This is a genomic window from Arsenicibacter sp. R0_47, from assembly GCF_057652235.1.
The window spans coordinates 524,198-542,481 of record NZ_JBYFCJ010000002.1 but is presented as its reverse complement, the minus strand read 5'-3'; the positions used below and the strand labels follow the sequence as shown (position 1 = coordinate 542,481).

15 protein-coding genes are annotated in these 18,284 nt (G+C 51.6%); 12 read left to right on the top strand and 3 right to left on the bottom strand.

Annotated features, from left to right (window positions below; translation table 11 throughout):
* Positions 1–245 precede the first annotated feature (245 nt).
* Positions 246–2,531, top strand: a complete 2,286-nt coding sequence (locus AC23NW_RS05495) for an IPT/TIG domain-containing protein (protein WP_487448199.1) — start codon at positions 246–248, stop codon at positions 2,529–2,531.
* A gap of 171 nt (positions 2,532–2,702) precedes the next feature.
* Here the strand turns inward: AC23NW_RS05495 and AC23NW_RS05490 are convergent, their stop codons facing one another.
* Together AC23NW_RS05490 and AC23NW_RS05485 are read right to left on the bottom strand one after the other, a co-directional pair.
* Positions 2,703–3,806 carry a vWA domain-containing protein gene (locus AC23NW_RS05490; RefSeq protein ID WP_293845868.1) on the bottom strand — a complete coding sequence of 368 codons (1,104 nt, stop codon included), beginning with the start codon at positions 3,804–3,806 and terminating at the stop codon, positions 2,703–2,705.
* Between the two features lie 102 nt (positions 3,807–3,908).
* Entirely contained in the window at positions 3,909–5,255 is a 1,347-nt protein-coding gene (locus AC23NW_RS05485) for a neutral/alkaline non-lysosomal ceramidase N-terminal domain-containing protein (protein ID WP_487448196.1), read from the bottom strand.
* A gap of 144 nt (positions 5,256–5,399) precedes the next feature.
* Between AC23NW_RS05485 and AC23NW_RS05480 the strand changes: the two genes are divergently transcribed.
* The 10 genes from AC23NW_RS05480 (at position 5,400) to AC23NW_RS05435 (ending at position 16,395) form a co-directional block, all read left to right on the top strand.
* A complete protein-coding gene (locus tag AC23NW_RS05480; protein WP_487448195.1) occupies positions 5,400–5,975 on the top strand; it encodes a ferritin-like domain-containing protein in 576 nt (191 codons plus the stop codon).
* A 245-nt stretch (positions 5,976–6,220) separates the two neighbouring features.
* Positions 6,221–6,460, top strand: a complete 240-nt coding sequence (locus tag AC23NW_RS05475) for a YtxH domain-containing protein (protein WP_487448194.1) — start codon at positions 6,221–6,223, stop codon at positions 6,458–6,460.
* 95 nt (positions 6,461–6,555) lie between these two features.
* A complete protein-coding gene (locus AC23NW_RS05470) occupies positions 6,556–6,930 on the top strand; it encodes a YtxH domain-containing protein (RefSeq protein ID WP_487448193.1) in 375 nt (124 codons plus the stop codon).
* Between the two features lie 128 nt (positions 6,931–7,058).
* On the top strand, positions 7,059–7,604 hold the full coding sequence (locus AC23NW_RS05465; protein WP_487448191.1) for a CopD family protein: 546 nt from the start codon (positions 7,059–7,061) through the stop codon (positions 7,602–7,604).
* A 656-nt stretch (positions 7,605–8,260) separates the two neighbouring features.
* Positions 8,261–8,938, top strand: coding sequence for a response regulator transcription factor (locus AC23NW_RS05460; protein WP_177225842.1), 678 nt, complete (start codon positions 8,261–8,263; stop codon positions 8,936–8,938).
* A gap of 5 nt (positions 8,939–8,943) precedes the next feature.
* Positions 8,944–10,299 carry a HAMP domain-containing sensor histidine kinase gene (locus tag AC23NW_RS05455; RefSeq protein ID WP_487448189.1) on the top strand — a complete coding sequence of 452 codons (1,356 nt, stop codon included), beginning with the start codon at positions 8,944–8,946 and terminating at the stop codon, positions 10,297–10,299.
* A gap of 108 nt (positions 10,300–10,407) precedes the next feature.
* Positions 10,408–11,661 (top strand): glutamate-5-semialdehyde dehydrogenase, encoded by a 1,254-nt coding sequence (locus tag AC23NW_RS05450; RefSeq protein WP_487448188.1) that lies wholly within the window; start codon positions 10,408–10,410, stop codon positions 11,659–11,661.
* Between the two features lie 123 nt (positions 11,662–11,784).
* Positions 11,785–12,687 carry a sterol desaturase family protein gene (locus tag AC23NW_RS05445; protein ID WP_487448187.1) on the top strand — a complete coding sequence of 301 codons (903 nt, stop codon included), beginning with the start codon at positions 11,785–11,787 and terminating at the stop codon, positions 12,685–12,687.
* A 151-nt stretch (positions 12,688–12,838) separates the two neighbouring features.
* The gene (locus tag AC23NW_RS05440; RefSeq protein ID WP_487448186.1) at positions 12,839–14,782 is read left to right on the top strand and encodes a PAS domain-containing sensor histidine kinase; all 1,944 of its coding nucleotides are present in this window, start codon (positions 12,839–12,841) and stop codon (positions 14,780–14,782) included.
* Between the two features lie 74 nt (positions 14,783–14,856).
* Positions 14,857–16,395: a T9SS type B sorting domain-containing protein gene (locus AC23NW_RS05435; protein WP_487448185.1), complete on the top strand. Its 1,539-nt coding sequence runs from the start codon at positions 14,857–14,859 to the stop codon at positions 16,393–16,395.
* On the opposite strand, the gene AC23NW_RS05430 is transcribed toward AC23NW_RS05435, so the two are convergent.
* On the bottom strand, positions 16,396–17,559 hold the full coding sequence (locus AC23NW_RS05430) for an acetyltransferase domain-containing protein (protein ID WP_487448184.1): 1,164 nt from the start codon (positions 17,557–17,559) through the stop codon (positions 16,396–16,398).
* 245 nt (positions 17,560–17,804) lie between these two features.
* Between AC23NW_RS05430 and AC23NW_RS05425 the strand changes: the two genes are divergently transcribed.
* Positions 17,805–18,140 carry a toxin-antitoxin system YwqK family antitoxin gene (locus AC23NW_RS05425; RefSeq protein WP_487448183.1) on the top strand — a complete coding sequence of 112 codons (336 nt, stop codon included), beginning with the start codon at positions 17,805–17,807 and terminating at the stop codon, positions 18,138–18,140.
* Positions 18,141–18,284: the final 144 nt, after the last annotated feature.

Here is an 18,284-nt window from a genome sequence, read left to right as displayed (position 1 = left end):
TTGACACGTCATTTCTGACAGGATTACAGGATGTACAGAATGCCGTCAGTGGCGACACGACTCAACGGGGGAGCCTTACGCTTGTGTCCCCTCTGCTATTCGCAAGAAACCGGCAGCCGGCCAGCCCACCCGCATCAGAAGCGGCCGGCATCAGGACAATCAAGCAGCCGGTTTAGACCGTCTGTTCGGCTAAATTCCCTAACTTTACGGCCCACACCGATTACACTGCTGGACGAATTGTGCTTATGAAATCTTTGTGTACGCTTTGTTGGCTCGTTTTGCTGTCAGTTTCCGTACTGACCTGCCGGGTCAAACAATACCCCCCTGAATTAACCGCCGTAACGCCAAAAGCCGCTACCATCGGGCAGGACATTATCCTGACCGGTTTCCAGTTCGGCAATGATCCGAATGTTACGTTCGGACAAAGCGGGACGTTTGTGGCAGCTTCCATAAAAAGTACTACCGACCAGGCCATGACCGTCACCGTCCCCCGGATGAAGACGGGCCCTACGCAGATCCAGGTCATCAATCAGGAAGGCACCTCTGATCCTGTGGCGTTTACCGTCCTGCAACCGATGCCGGTCCTGACGCTCGTTACGCCGGTTAACGGCTTACCGGGCGCTTCCATAATCATTACCGGCGATTTTCTGGATAACCTGAAAATAGTCCGTTTCGGCGTAATTCCGGCTACTCAGTCAGCCGTCATCAACCCACAATCCGTTTCGGTAACAATTCCGGCCAACGCACAACCCGGACTCCAGAAACTGTATCTGGAAACAGAAGGCGGTTCGGTAACGGCCGACTTCATTGTTGCCGGTACACCGGAAATCGCGTCGTTTTCGCCCAAACGCCCCCGCATCGGGCAGGAAATCGTGATTCAGGGCAAAAATCTGGCCAACGGGGTCGTTAAAATCAATGGTGTTACAACTACCCAGACGCAGGCAGGCGACACGGAAATCCGTACGGTGGTACCGGCCAATGCTTCATCGGGCAAACTTACCGTGACTACCTTTGACCGGCTGGTCGCGACCAGTGCCGACAGTATCATACTGGCGTATCCACCGATTGTAGATGCAACCGGCCTCAGCATTACCGAAGGCATTCAGGGGGATAAACTGCTCATTACCGGCCGGAATCTACGCGATGTCGCCGAGGTGAAAATCGGCAGTACCACTGCTACGTTCCGGATCATCAGCGATACCCAGCTGGAGGTGACCATTCCGGCCCTGCCCCAGTCCGGTGATCAGTCAGTGACCCTGAGCGGCATTGGCGGTACGACCACCAGTCAGCAACCGTTTCTGGCCATCCTGACTCCCGGCGCACTGACGGTTAGTCCGGCGCGGCAGATCAGAGGACGGGAACTGGTCATTACCGGTCCGAACCTGCACCGCATTACCGATGTAAAGGTCAACGGCAAAACAGCTACCATCTCGGCCCGAACCGAAGGATCGGAGGTCCGCGCCATCGTACCGGCCGACGCTACGTCTGGTCCAGTAGTGGTCAGCAACCGCGCCGGCAACAGCAATGCCCGGAACGTAACCATTATTCTGCCTCCTGTTGTAACGTCGTTTACGCCCCGGCAACAGGTAGCCGGCCGTGTGGTTATTCAGGGTGATTTTCTGCAGGACGCCCGCGTATTTTTTGCCGGCAGTGCGGGTGGTGCCGTCAATGACGGAAAAAATACGGATGAAGAGCTTTGGGTAAAAGTACCGTCGGATGCACAGACCGGTACCATCAAAATCGTGAATGACGCAGGCGAGCTGACCACGCCGACCGCCTTTACCGTTCAACGAGCACCGTCGGCCATTACCTTCAGCCCGGCCAGCGGCAGCATCGGCAGTGCGGTAACTATCAGTGGTCAGAACTTACAGGACGTGACCGAAGTCCGGTTTAATGGGGGCAAATCTGCCGCCGCCACCTTCCGTGTCTCAGGCAACAACCTGATCGTTACGGTGCCGGCCAGCGCTACCGACGGAACCATTTGTGTTACCAACAGTGTCGGAACCGTGTGTTCAACAACGGCCTTCAACGTGCTGCTTCCTCCTTCGGCACTGGCTTTTACACCTTCCAGCGGGGCCGTCCTGTCAAGCCTGACCATTACGGGACAAAATCTGGCTTCAACGAAAGAAGTCCGTTTTGGCAACGGCAAATCGGCCGCCGCCACGTTCCGCGTGTCGGGTACTGCCCTGATCGTTACCGTTCCGGCAGATGCCACTGACGGTCCGGTCTGCATTACCAACGACGGCGGCACAACCTGTTCGACGGCCAGCTTCAACGTCACGATGCTACCCGCAGGACTAAGTTTTGCGCCGCTAACAGGCAAGGCCGGCGCGGAAATCACATTAACCGGTCAGAATCTAACTACGGTGAAGACGATCAAATTCGGCGGCGGTAAATCAACGGCAGCGACCTTCCGCGTGTCGGGTAGTTCGCTGATTGTCACCGTGCCCGCCGACGCTACCGACGGCCCGATCTGTGTTACCAACGACGGCGGCACCGTCTGCACCGGCGACGATTTTAAACTTCAGTAGAGACGCAATATTTTGCGTCTCAGCATCGTCCGGAAAGCCGTAAATAACAGGGCAAAACAGGGAAACGGCAAATGGCAGGGTAAAAATGAGACGCAATATTTTGCGTCTCTACATTGCTCCGGAAAACAAAAAATGGCAGCAAAATGAGACGCAAAATATTGCGTCTCTACGTTATTTGATGTTTTTGCGGCGGTTGCGCTGGAAATCCTCGAACATCATGTTGCCCAGTCCCTGCAAACCACTGTAATAGGCACGGCCGTTATTTACTTTCGTAAATTCCTGCACAAACTGCTTCAGGTACGGGTCCGTGGCAATCATAAACGTGGTAATCGGAATATCCAGCCGGCGGCACTGCGCAGCCAGCGTCAGCGTTTTGCCTACTACTTTACGATCAAGGCCAAAGCTGTTCTTATAATATCGGATACCTTCTTTCAGACAGGTCGGTTTCCCGTCCGTGATCATAAAAATCTGTTTGTTCTTGTTTTTCCGGCGACGCAGCAGGTCCATCGCCAGTTCCAGACCGGCCACGGTATTGGTATGATACGGTCCGACCTCCAGATACGGCAGTTCCTTGGCCTGAATCTGCCAGGCATCATTGCCGAACACCACAATATCGAGGGTATCTTTCGGATATTTCTGCTTCACCAGCTCGACAAGAGCCAGCGCCACTTTTTTGGCCGGTGTAATCCGGTCTTCGCCGTAGAGGATCATCGAGTGGCTGATGTCGATCATAAGCACCGTCGAGGTCTGGGTTTTCTGTTCCTTTTCGGTCACTTCAAGATCGCGTTCCATCAACCGGAAATCATCCAGACCGCTGTTAATCTGCGCATTCCGGATCGACTCCGTCATCGAAATCTGCTCCAGGGTATCCCCGAACTGGTACGACCGCAGATCGCTGCTCAGCTCATCGCCCGACCCGCTGTAGGGAGTCTGGTGGTTGCCACCGGCCTTTGACCGTTTCAGTTTACCGAAGATCTCATCCAGCGCACTCCGGCGAATGGTCTGCTCACTTTTCGGCGTCATAGACAGACGGCCCTCCTGATTTTCTTCTGTCAGATAGCCCTTCTCCTTCAACTCGTCGAAGAAATCACCCATCCCGTACTTATCATCGGTCAGGCTATACTGCCGGTCCAGCTGATTCATCCAGGCCATGGCCTGCTCGACATCGCCGGAGGTAATGAGCAATAACTGCTGAAAAATATTCAGCAGCTGATCAAATTTGCTACCGCTTTTTTGCTCCGGCGGCACATATTGAGAAAAATGAAAGCCTTTCATAAAATCGCCAGGGTTATTGGTCTGTACTGCTGATCAAGAAACAGCAACTCTCCGGGATTTGTTCGGTCACGGCCGTTGCCGGGTCAATACTATTCCTGGCGCTTAAAACTTCCGGATCAGGCCCGACATCATCTCCACAAAATAGTCGCCGTTCTGCGGCCCGAACCAGTTCATATCATTGGTTTCGTAACGGCCCAGATGGTAGTACTGATCAGGCGTTATGTAGCCGATGTAGCCTCCGTTAAAGCTCGTAACAACCAGATTCAGGGCTTTCTGCCGCGCAACCGGCTGCAAGGCAGGCACCAGCATACCCGAGAAATCGCAGGGCGTCCCGACGAATACTGTTTTCCCGATCCGCAGCGCTTTCAGTTCCGACGGATAATCGCCGTAAACGGCGTGGAAAATCCACGGCCGTACCCGCAGGCCGTCGCTGATCCGTACGTGCGGATCGCGCAGGGTCAACGGCAGGGTCAGCATCCCCAGCGATGAGTCAGCAACCGGTTTGAGGGACTTCAGGGCCGGTACAATGCGGCGGCTCAGGCTATCGGCATACTGCGTCATGGCGGCCAGCCGGTCTGGTCCGTCAATTTTCGGACCGGTACTGCCAACGGCGCCGGCCAGAAACAGTGTAAAACTCCCGGTTTCCTTTTCCAGCTGATCAACCAAAGCGCCGGGATAATCGCGGCTCAGGTACTGGTATTGCTTCATGTCGATCACCGTTGCATGGCCGCCATACGTGCAGACCACCGCCGATTCGCCGGATGCCTTTTGTAACTTCAGCAGCTGAATGTCGCCGAAAACCGGCCCGTTTTCAAGCAGCCGGTTATAGACCAACGACTTGCCGTCGGCCTGTGTGTAGCCTATTGTCACAGGCGCCAGCTGCTTCTGCGCACGGTCGATGGCTTTCAGGATACGGTCGGTGATCAGCGGCACAACCCGTTCATCGTATTCGCCGGCAATAAGGCCACCGACAAGACCGGGAGCCCAGGCACCGATCGTATTGTGTGAGTGAATGGCACCGGTAAAGACATTTTCCCAGCGGAACCCGATCTCCGGCAGGCGTTTTTTGAGGGCTTCGGCAACCGTTGGCGGTGTAATAAGCAGATCAAGGGCCACCAGGGCGACACGGCTGCTCCCGTTGTCCAGCACAACGGCCTTTACATAAACGGAGTCGTGGACTTCAGTCCAGTGTTTTCCGCGCCGTGCTCCGTAGCCGCCCGTCGGCGTTGTAAACGAAGGAGTCAGGTTCTCGCGGGCCCATCCCGCCTGGATTGGAGCCTGTGCCGGCGCGGGCCGGGTCAGGGCCGCCAGCCGGTTGCCGGTTTCTTTGTAGAAATCCGTCTGCTGATACGGTGTATTATCGACAGGCACAATATTGGCCACGGCGAACAGCAGAATCAGGGCAATCAGCCCCAGCAGTATTTTCAGGAAAATCCGTACGTATTTCATAAGCTTGATGCATCAAACTTACGCCGATTTTCCGGTGGGTCAATGGACAGGCGGGCTAAAAATAACTGGCTGTCCCGTCCAACAATCTTCCATATTTATAGGTTATCTGTGGTGATTACTTATTAACAAGTTTACACTCACGATATGGAAACCCGGGAAGTAAAAATCGACGAAAAAATCCGCGAAGCAAAAGAGTATGCCGACAATCCGGTTGGCCTGAGCAAGGAAACGGCAACGGCTATGGCCAAAGAACTGGACCGGCACCTGGCTGCGTTTATTACCCTGCATCAGCAATACCACAAACATCACTGGCTGGTCGAAGGACCGCAGTTCCGTGATCTGCATTTGTTCTTCGAAGGCAATTATACCGAAGTACATGAGCAGTATGATAAACTGGCCGAGCGCTTAACCGTGATGGGCTTTGCGCCGACGTGTCATCCGACTAACGTCTATAAACTGTCTTATATTGAACACGAAGAAGAAGGCGTATTCCGGATCCGGGAGTCGCTGGAGCGTGATATGGCGGCAGAGAAAAAAATTGCCATTGAGCTGCGCAAGTCCATCAAGAACGCCACTGAGCGGATGGATTATGCCACTGAGACACTGCTGAAACAGATTTTGTATAAGGTAGAAGACCGTGCGCATCACATTGAGCATTTCCTTGGCGCCGATTCAGTATTACTGGCCGCACAGGAGCGTGAAGAGCTCGTTAAGCACTAATTAGTCACTGGCTAAAAAGAAGAGCAGAAAAGGCTTGCCGGATGGCAGGCCTTTTCTGTTTACGCCTGAGGAATAGCCGGGCATAAATGTGGAAAATTATACCCGGACATCAACATATCAGATTCCACAATTTAAAACTAATCTACTGACAATCATCGACATAAAAAATATTTTCAGTTCTGGTACGCTTTTTTCTTCTGTCTATTACGATTGATTGACACACGATCTTTTAAACAACAAGAACCATGAAATCATTACCAGGAATAATAATCGGTATTGCAGCCGGCGTTGCGCTGGGCGTTCTGATTGCCCCGAAGAGCGGCAAATCAACCCGTAAAAAAATTGCTGACGGAACAGATTCTTTCTTCAATGATTTACAGGATCAGCTGCAGGACGGCATCGACAGCATTAAAAAGCAGTACAATGAATTTGTTGATGCTTCTGCCTCAAAAGCAAAAGACGTAGCAGCTAAAATTCATAAGTAGTGCAGACAAAACCATAACCGGAGCAGTGTAGACCTGATTTGTAGCGTAAAGCTCCGGTTTAACATTCATCTTTCACAGTAAAACCAACAAACATCATGCGTAGTACAAGAGATTTTCTGACTGGTTTATTAACAGGTGTTGCCATTGGCATTCTGACTGCCCCACGTAGTGGCAAGGAAACACGTGAGCGTATCACGGACGAAGCTAACAAACGGTCACAGGATCTGAAAGATCAGTGGGAAAAAGGCCTCGAGCAAGTTAAGCAAGGCTATGACCAGGCAAAAACCCAGGTTAATCAATACGCAGATAAAGCGAAACAACAACTGGATGGCTTCCAGAACCGTGCGGAAAAAGAATATGCTTATGACAAGCAGGAAGCACGCGAAAAATATAACGATAAGGTAGACGAACTGGCCGGTAAAGCCAAAGACGGTGTAGAACAGGCCAAAGACGCTTTTAAAGTAGGCTGATAGCCGCTTTACTTTTCGATTGCACAGATTACCAATATACTCAACGCTATGAAACAGGAGCCCCGGCCTATCCACAGGTCGGGGCTTTTTTTGTAATCTTGCAGCTGATTTCACCAACAACCGGCACTATGGCTTTCTTATATGTTAAGGCTCTGCATATCATTTTTGTAGTTACCTGGTTTGCAGGCTTGTTTTACATGCCCCGTCTTTTTGTTTACGTCGTTGAATCAGGCACGCTGCCGGAACCCGGCCGGACTGCCCTGCGGGACCAGCTGCTGCTGATGCAGCGCCGGCTCTGGTTCGGTATTACCTGGCCATCGGCTATTGTTACGCTGATTATGGGACTCAGTACATGGTATAATTATGGAGCAACACCGGAATGGCTGATCTGGAAACTGTGTCTGGTCGCGGGGCTTTATGTTTATCATGGCCTGACGCATCTTATTTTTCGTCAGCAACAGGCGGGAAATCTGCATTATTCGTCAAATCAGCTACGGATATGGAACGAAGTTGCAACTATTTTTTTGTTCGGAATCGTTTTTTTAGTGGTTCTGAAAGACACCTTAAGCCTGCTTTGGGGCCTGCTGGGTCTGGCCATTTTTATACTTATCTTACTCATTTCTATACGATTGTATCGCCGGTCAAGGCTGAAGAAGCAAAGCATAAAAGATTAACTACTTGTCTGTCAGACAAATACCCCATTTATCCACAAGGTGTAACCGATAAGGAACGCACCGAATACATAGTAAAAAACCTGACACTTATTTACATTTTTTATTAATCAAGTTTTTTTTTAGCAATTGGTCTGAAATTTTTTGATTTAAATTTCATGTTATATATTTGCAACAACAAACAGCAGTGGTAAATCAAGTACATAATTGTACGTCAAAGATATAGCGCTCTTGTAGCGCAAAGGCAAACAGCCAACAGGCTGTTTTAAATGGTGTGGATATAGTCGGAAAGCTATTCGGGTGTTCCCGGGTAGCTTTTTTGTTTGCAACTCATTATAAGTGAATTTTAACCCACGGTTAACTCCATTTTAATCTTACAGGCTCACCTTTGTATCACGCTAACGCACACAAGACTACGTGCAGAAGCGCTAAAAACAGACATTGAATACGTAATTCATAAAGATCCTTTACAAGGGAAGGTTGAACATCAAAATGGGTTTACTGCCATCAGGTAAGCCGCATTTTGAAATGGTGTGGATAGAAGCAGAAAGCCGCTCCGATTTTCGGGACGGCTTTTTTGATAAACTCCGCCCCAATTCCTGGATAAGTAAATCAGTGAGTCACTTTTAAAATTTGCGCCAACGATGTATGTTGCAGATATGAAAATTCTGGTAGTGGAAGACGAGCCAAAACTGGCTTCGTTTATCAAAAAAGGACTGGAAGAACAGTCGTGTGAAGTTGATGTGGCATTTGACGGGCAAATTGGCAGAGCAATGGCAATCAGTAAGCCGTTCGATGTTATTATCCTGGATGTTAACCTGCCTAAAATGAATGGATTTGACGTTGTCCACTCATTGCGTCAGCAGCAGGTCAAAACCCCTGTACTCATGCTGACGGCGATGGGCTCTGTAGACGACAAGCTGACCGGCTTCGATGCCGGCGCAGATGACTATCTGGTTAAACCTTTTGAGTTCCGCGAGCTGATGGCCCGCCTCAAGGCGCTTCACAAGCGTGGCAGTGATTCGGGACCGCAGGCAAACGTGCTTAAAATTGCTGATCTCGAACTCGACCTGAATGAAAAAGTAGCCCGCCGTGCCGGTAAACGGATTGAACTGACAGCCAAGGAGTTTGGCCTGCTGGAATACCTGATGCGCAACCGCGGCCGCGTTGTGTCCCGGATCGATATTGCCGAAAAAGTGTGGGATATTCATTTCGACACCGGCACCAATGTTATTGATGTGTATGTAAATTTCCTGCGCAAAAAGATTGATAAAGACTTCCCTACCCGCCTGATTCATACCGTTATCGGCATGGGATATATGTTGAAAGAAGAATAACAGCTATGAATATACGGACCCGGCTCACGCTGCTGTTTGCCCTGCTGGTAGCATCGATTCTGCTGCTGTTTTCAGTATTTACCTACTATCAGTACAGTCAGTTCCGGGAAAGTGAATTTCAGCAACGGCTAGTCGAAAAAGCAACGACAACCGTACGGCTGCGGGACGATGTCGGGGAAGTTCCCAAAAAAGACCTCCCCGTCTTGTCCGACGAACAGGTAACAATTTATAACGAGCAGAATAAGGTCGTTTACAACAGCACGTCCATCCGGAAGATCAGTAATATCGGAAACCTGCTGATCTACATCCGGCAGCATAAAGTCTTCTTCTTTAAGCAGGGTAATTTTGAAGGGGTCGGTATTACCTTCCGCGACCACACCAACCAGCTTCTGGTGGTGGTAGCCACCGCTTATGACCGCTATGGCTTCTCCAAAATCGATCGGTTACGGCAGATTCTGTTTCTGGGCTGGCTTGTCGGCCTCATCGTGGTCGGTATTGCCGGATGGCTTTTTGCCAGCGATGCCCTGCGGCCCGTTTCCGAAATTATTACACAGGTTAATGCTATTTCGGCCACCAATATTCACCGGCGGCTGCGGGTCGGCCGTCAGCGCGACGAACTGGCGCAGCTGGCCCATACCTTCAACCAGATGCTTAACCGGCTGGAAGAAGCCTTTATCTCCCAGAAAAGTTTTGTATCACACGCTTCCCATGAACTGCGGACACCACTGACGGTCATGATGGGCCAGATCGACGTGACACTCATGTCGCCCCGAACGACCACCGAGTATGCGGCAACCCTGGAAAACGTCCTGGAAGAAGTCCGGAAAATGATCTCGCTCACGAACGGCCTCCTGGAACTGGCCCGCGTCAGCGCCGATGCCGCAACGATTGATCTGCATCCCGTCCGGGTGGATGAAATGCTCTGGCAGGCACGCACCAACGTGCTGCACAAACAATCAAGCTATCAGATTGATATTCAATTTGATAATCTACCCGAACAGGAAGAGGATCTGATGCTGACGGGCGAAACCACGCTGCTGACAACTGCTTTCCAGAACCTGATGGAAAACGGCTGCAAATACTCGCCCAGACATAGTGTCCAGGTTGTTCTGTCATTTACTCCGGAAAAAATAAAGCTTCAGTTTATTGATCAGGGGTATGGGATTTCGGATGCCGATCTGCCGCATATTTTCGAGCCTTTCTACCGTTCGGAAAACACCATGCAGATTCAGGGACATGGCATTGGCCTGGCCCTCACCCACCGTATCATTCAGCTCCACCACGGCCAGCTGCGGATCCATTCCGTTCTGAATCAGGGAACGACCATTACCCTATATTTCCCCGTTAAGACACAGCAGTAAGCCGGCCGTCGTTCCGTAGTGCCGCAGACCGGAAAACAACCGGCAGCAGACCAGATATTTATCCGTATATTTGAGGTCTTAAACACGACGAACGTTGTCGATTTTCCAATGACAAATACCATCACTCCTTTGCTACAGCAGACCCAACAGGCTGCTGCAACGGTTCGTCGACTGAGTGATTCGCAAAAAACTGACCTGCTGAATCGCCTGGCCGATGTTTTACTCGCTCATACCAGCCAGATTCTGGCCGAAAACCAGCAAGACCTGGATCGTATGCCCGATACTGACCCTAAAAAAGACCGGTTGCGCCTGACTGAAAAGCGCGTCGCCGATCTGGCGGACAGTCTCCGGACGGTAGCAACCCTCCCCGACCCCACCGGAGACGTATTGCTGGAGCGGACAATTGAACAAGGACTGAAACTACGGAAAATCGCTGTCCCGCTTGGGGTAGTGGGTGTCATTTACGAATCACGACCCAACGTCACTGTCGACGTGGCATCGCTTTGCCTGCGTTCGGGCAATGCCTGTGTGCTCAAAGGCGGCAAGGAAGCCGACTTTTCTAACCGGATCCTGGTCCGGCTGATTCAGCAGACGCTGGCTGAGTTCGGGGTACCTGCCGAGGCAGTACTGCTGCTGCCACCCGACCGCGCCGTTGTTAATGAACTGCTGACGGCAACGCGCTACGTAGATATCATTATTCCCCGCGGATCAGAATCGCTGATTCAGTTTGTCCGTAAGAACTCGCTGGTGCCTACCATTGAAACCGGCGCCGGTGTCTGCCACGGGTATGTCGAAGCGTCAGCCGATCTGGCCAAAGCCCGCGATATTATCGTAAACGGCCGCGTATCGCGCCCGTCGGTGTGTAACTCCCTCGACTGTGCACTCGTTGATGAAGCTATTGCGGCGGAATTTCTTCCGATGCTTATCCCGGACTTTACTAAATGGAACGTTGAGGTATTTGCCGATGAAACGGCCTATGCTATTCTGAGCGAAGCCGGTTACCCGAATCTGCATCGTGCCCAGCCGGGCGATTTCGGCCGCGAATTCCTCGACTACAAATGCGCTGTTAAAGTCGTTTCCGGCCCCGATGAAGCCCTGTCGCACATTCAGACTTATTCATCGCGCCACTCGGAAGCCATTATTTCGCAGGATCAGGCCGTTATTGACCGGTTTCTGAACGAGGTAGACGCCGCTGCCGTTTATGCCAACGCCTCCACCCGTTTCACCGACGGAGGGGTTTTCGGGCTTGGTGCCGAAATCGGTATTTCTACCCAGAAACTGCACGCCCGCGGGCCGTTTGCACTCGAAAAACTGGTGACCGAGAAGTGGGTAGTTACCGGCGACGGACAGGTCCGCTGGTAGGCCGGAAAGCGTTAGAATTTTATTAAAATTGATATCTCTCATAGTCGGAGTCGGCAAATAGCGCTTATTTGCCGACTTTCTTCCACCAACTTGGCTATGGTCAGCGCGCGCGAATCTATACTTATGATGATCACGACGCCAGTGTATGCGCTTGTGATCGGCACTGAGATTCTTCTCAGTTATTTACATCACCGTCATTTGTATTCTGTTAAAGGCATTTTACAGAATGTGTATTTAACGGTGCTCAATGCCAGTCTTGATCTGCTGGTACGCGGCTTTTACGTTGCGGTTCTGGTGTGGGTATGGCAGCACCGGTTATTCGAAATCAGCAATCCATGGGCCTACTGGATCGGGCTGTTGCTGCTCGAAGACTTTGCGTTTTACTGGTTACACCGCATCGATCACTTCTGCCGGCTATTCTGGGCCGTGCATGTGACGCACCACTCGTCGGAGGAGTTTAACCTGACAGTTGGCTTCCGGTCATCGGTGTTTCAGCCGCTTTACCGGTTTGTTTATTTCCTGCCGATTGCCCTGTTCGGTTTCCGGGCAGAAGATATTGTGTTTATGTACTCCGCCACCCAGATCTGGGGCATTCTGGTGCATACCCAATACATCGGCAAGCTGGGCATTCTGGAGTGGTTTATGGTAACCCCGTCGCACCACCGTGTTCACCACGCATCCAACGTGCGGTATCTGGACCGGAATATGGGCATGTGTCTGATAATCTGGGACCGGCTGTTCGGCACATTCGCCGATGAGGTTCCTGAAGATCCCGTCCGGTACGGCCTCACGACCAATATTTCCGATCAGTCGCCGGGCAACCTGGTATTCCACGAATGGAAAAAACTGGGCGAAGACCTGCGGAAACCAGGACCGGTTACGCAGAAGCTCCGCTATCTGTTTGAGCCACCGGGCTGGAGCCATGACGGCAGCTCGCTTACCGCCGGCGAAATGCGCGAAGTCCTGGGATTGAGCAAGAATGATACCAGAGCCGTAAAAGCCGATGAGAAGCTGGTCGAGTACTGATAATGATAACCAAAAGCCCTCGCTGATAAACATGTGAGGGCTTTTTTATGTAAAATTTACAAGTATCTGCGTACTTTCCGGCCTGTAGGCGCAGAACATCTACACTAAGTTTATATTTTTACTTTGAAATAGTGATACTCACCGTATACTAATGAACCTGACAACGCACTCAACCAGTGTACTCATCCAGCGCATCCTTGATGCGTCACAGACCGGCATTGTTGTGTACGAAGCCATACGATCCGGAGCCGGCCAGCCCGTTGATTTTCAGATCCATAACACCAACAGCACCTATAGTCTGACAACCGGCATCAAACCTGCTGAGCTGACCGGCAGACGCCTTCAGGACGACTACCCTGATCAGGTCCGGCAACTGCTTACCGAGCGTTTTTGCCAGAGCCTGCACACGCAGCAGCCCGTTCAGTTTGATCATTCGTATGTACACCCGCTCACCAACCAGCTTGTCTGGCATAATCTGTCGGTTATGCCGCTGGACGATCTCCTGATCGTATCCATCCAGGACAATACAGAACGGGTTCAGCAACAATTAGTGCTCAGACAGACGGAGTTTGTACGCAGTGCGTTTCAGGAATCACTGAGCGGAATAACCGTTTTCGAACCGATGCTTAATGAAACCGGCGAATTGTACGACTTCCGTTTCGTTATGGTAAATGAGGCCGGATTACGCATGGCTAACACAACGGCATATGCTATCCTTGGCCGTACACTGCGTGAGATCTATCCGCAAACCGAAACGCGAGGATTATTTTCGGCTTATGCACATGTCTACAAAACACATGAGCCGGTCTCGGGCGAACATTACTATCCCGATCATGACATGTGGCGCCAGTACAGCATCGTTTATGCCGCCGGTAACCTCATGGTTTCCTATAATGACATCACCGACCAGAAACAAAGCGAACTGGCCCGGAAAAAACAGACCGGTTTTTTCGAAGCCATTTTCAACAATACCCAGGTCGGGCTGGCTATTTTTGAGCCACAGACCAGCAGCGACCGGATTGCCATTACTGACTTTACCTATGTTTTTGCCAACCCGGCGACAGCATCACAGGTAAGCCGGCCGGTCGAGACATTGCTGAACCAGTCGCTCTGTGCTCTTTTTCCCGGTATCGAACAAACCGTTCTGTTTCAGCACATGATTACTGTGGCACATAACGGACTTACCAAACGCTTTCTCTTTCCCTACTTCGGCGAAAAAATAAAGGGCTGGTTTGACTGTACGCTGGTTAAAATCGGGAATGTGCTCCTGCTGAGCTCAATGGATGTTTCTGACAGCTATCACCACCAGCAACAGCTGGAGCTTGTTAACCGCGAGCTGCGGCTGGCCAACGATAACCTGCACCAGTTTGCCTACGTAGCATCTCATGATTTACAGGAGCCGCTGCGCAAAATCCAGTCTTTCGGCGAATTACTGGTGACCCAGCACAGCGACAGTCTCCAGCTAAACGCGCTGGATATTATCCGGCGGATGTATGCCTCCTCCGAACGGATGTCGATCCTGATCCGCGACCTCCTCGCCTACTCCCGGATTTCGACCAATCGTGAGCCTTTTGCGCTCATCAACGTGGCGGAGATCATAACGGCGGTTACGGCTGAACTGAGCGATCAGATCGAACGCACCGGCACGCAAATCGGCACCGGAAAGCTACCGGATGTTCTGGGTGACGTTGCGCAGCTGCATCAGCTTTTCTATAATCTGATTACCAATGCCATTAAGTTCAGGCAACCCGACCAGGCACCGGTCATCAACATCAGCAGCCGGCTGATTGTCGGTACAGAACTTGACGAATATCCGCTGACTGACATTATTATGGAGGCGAAATTTACCGACGGACGACGGCGGGCTTATTACGAAATTACGGTTGCCGACAACGGGATCGGCTTCGACGAACGGTACAGCGACCGGATTTTTCAGGTATTCCAGCGTCTGCACGGACGCAGTCAGTATGAGGGCTCGGGCATCGGGCTGGCCATCTGTAAAAAAGTAGCCGATAATCACGGCGGGGCCATTACGGCCTTCAGTCAGGCCGGGCAGGGCAGCCGGTTTGTCGTCTATTTACCCGTACAGCGGTAAGGTCTGAACGCAACCGGATTCATTTTTTTTGCGTAGCTTAGTCATCCAATTTTATCTCCGGATAGTTCTAAGCTATGCTTTATTCACGTAACGCATATCATCCCGGCTGGCTGCTCATACTAACACTATGGCTAAGCGGCCACAGTGCTTATGCACAGGAGCTTATCCCGAACGGGGGCTTTGAGAAATATACGACCTGCCCCTACCAGGATAACTTATTATCGGAAGCGGCCCCGTGGTATAACCCAAACCGCGCTACCCCTGATTTTTATCACCGGTGCCTGCCGACCAACCAGATGCAGCTGCCGCCGCACAGCGGTCAGGGTATAGGGCGGTTGTTTATGGATCAGGGATGGGCAGAGTATTTTGGTACGCCTCTCTTGTCACCCCTCATTGCAGGCGAAGCTTATCAGTTTGAGATGGCGCTGGCGGCCGAATTTCCGGCACGTTACCCTTCCCGAAGTTTCGGCGCGTATTTTTCTGCTCAACCGCTGATGTCTACTGATAAAATTCTCTTTCCTGTACGGCCGCAGGTTTATGATACACAGGTCAAAACCTTCACCAAAGCTTTTACGTGGGAGATCATCGCGGGCTGTTTTGTAGCAAAGGGCGGTGAACAGTTCGCGACAATCGGCAACTTCAATGAACTCCCCCCCCTTCTGAGTGCCTACTACCTCTTTGCCGACGATATTTCGCTGAAACAAATCAAGCTTAACCTGGGGAACGACACCACCCTCTGCGGACGGGCCAGCCGGTACCGCCTGAGTGCCCGTACGCCCGGCGCGACCGATTACCGCTGGAGCGACGGCAGTACCGATTCGGTCTTTGTGGTAAAGCGGCCGGGCAAGTACTGGGTAACCGTAAAAACGCCCTGTAAAGTACTCAGTGATACCATTGTGGTAAAGTACCGCCTCGATTTCAGTCTGGGCAACGATACCACCCTGTGTACCGGCGCAACGCTTGCCCTCAGCGTGTCGACACCGGCCAGCGGCTACAACTGGCAGGACGGTTCGACTAAGCGGGAATTTACAGTCCGGCAACCGGGCACCTACCGCGTCAGCGCGACCGAGCCGGGCTGCTCCGCCTCGGATACGATTGTAATACGCTATATCGAACCGCCGCGCCTCAGCCTGGGGCCGCCGCTGGAACTGTGCGGTGCCGAAACGCACGTGCTCAGGCCGGTTTTCGCACAGGGGAAATTCAGTTGGGTCGATGGCTATCCGGCTACCGACCGCCTGATTACCAGCTCGAATACCTACTACGGGCAGATCGTCAACGACTGTATGACGCTTATTGATTCCGTGAAGGCCGATTACGGTGAGTGCGGCTGCGTGCTGTACACCCCTGACCTGTTTACCCCCAACAATGACGGCGTCAATGACTGGTTCGAACCGTTTGCCTGCGGCGACATTACCATTACCGGCCTGTCGGTATTTAACCGCTGGGGCGAGGTTCTTTATCAGACGCAGGCCGCGCCGTTCCGCTGGGATGGTGCCTACCGGAACCAGCCCTGCGATACCGACATTTATGCCTGGGCCATCACGTATCAGCTTAACCAGCAGGGCCGTATCAGCAACAAGCGAAAACAGGGTCTGCTGCGGCTGGCCCGCTGATCAGATATAACGCAGCCACCAGATTTCCTTGTGGCGTCGTTTATACTGCCAGTACCACCGGCACGGGAAATACAGCGACACAACAATCCCCAGCCAGATGAAGTAGGTTGTCGGCAGGTCAACGCCCGACGGCTCTTTCGGGCGGCCAAACTGAAACGGGCCGAATACAAACTGATCCGGTGTGAACCCCTGCATAAACAGCATTACCAACATCAGGGTGTGAATCAGATACCAGTGGATGAGGTAGTAAAACATCGGCACCCGGCCATAGACCGACAACACCTCCGTAAACCGGTTCTGTATCCCATCTACCAGCGCCATTACGGTAATCGTAACGCCCAGCGTCATGGTGGTATAGAGCAATGAGGGCGGGTATTTTGTGGTATTGATGAAGGATAAAAAGGTAAAATCAGGTGTCTTCTGAAATGACCAGGGTGCAGGGTCACCATAGAGATTCAGCAGGCGGACAAGTACAAACACAGCCAGCGAACCCAGACCCACCAGCAACAGTGTCCGGCGGCGGCGGTTGTCGGGCAGTTCAAACAGCAGGCCGGCTCCGTAACCGGCCAGCATGATGCCGAGCCAGGGTACCCACGGATAAAGCAACCCGACCATAAACTGCGGCGTTACAGGAAAGACATCAGGACGGAAGAAAAGCGACCAGATAACCCGCAGCGGGATAGTATCGGTAAATGTCACCCCTTGCACCAGATTGTGGCAAAGGATTATGAACACGCCCAGCAGGCCGACGGTACGGGCCGGCGCTTTCAGCAGGAAAGACAACATCAGAAATCCGGCACCGATGGCCGCAATCACCTGAAAGATGATGGTCCGGAACGAAAGGTCGAACCAAAGCGCAAAGTTGACGACGGTAATTTCCAGAAAAAGCAGCCACAGCCCGCGCGACCGCAGAAACCGTTGATTGGCGGATACATCGCCGCTGTTTTTCAGCGACAGGTAGGCAGACGTACCGGAGAGAAAAACGAAGGTCGGGGCGCACAGGTGCGTAATCCAGCGGGTCATAAACAGCGCGCCGGTTGTGGTTGACAGGTCGGTCGGGCTCTGGGTTTGTGAGGTCACGTGCATGAGTTCCCGAACGTGGTCCAGGGCCATAATGACCATCACCAGACCGCGGGCAAAATCAATTGACGGAATCCGTTTCATGTGTTTCAGGAAGAGGAGGAAGAAACGCAAGTTACAGCAATTCAGGCATTAATCCGTCAGGCTTATGGCTTGTGGGTATATTTGTAAAACGGAATGATATTCCGTTCTGACGCGGCAGGATCGGGCAACAGACAGAAGAAGTTTCCATTCGGATACGCCGGACAGTGGAAATGTGCGCCGGATAGCATCCTTCTGATAGTTGGATACCTGTTTGTATTAGCAATGGTAATAACCTAAAATCAGCGATGAAAAAGAAAGTTCACATACTCATGTTTAACCTGCTTTTTCTACCATTTCTACAGTTCAAGACATACAATGTAGCGAGTGGTCAAACTGTAAAAAATGGTTTATACGCGACATATTACCCGAACGGCGATGTTTACATCCTTGAATCATATAAGAACAACCAGCTTCATGGACCTGTAATTGGGTTTTACGAGAACAAAAGAGTAAACATATCCGGCTATTATCTCAATGGCAAAAAACATGGTAACTGGTCTTTTTTTAATGAGAAAGGTACATTAAGAAAGATTGTTACGTTTCAGAATGATAAAGAAGTTAAGACCATTCTGCCAAAATAATTCAAGAGACGATTTCAGAAGGAAAAATTGCTGTTTTCCAACGCCTTCGACGCAAACCGGCTCTTACTTTTTCAACCCGTTAATATGACAGGTCAACCCGTTAATTTACCGGTTAAGACATATTACCCGCCCGATAAACGTCCG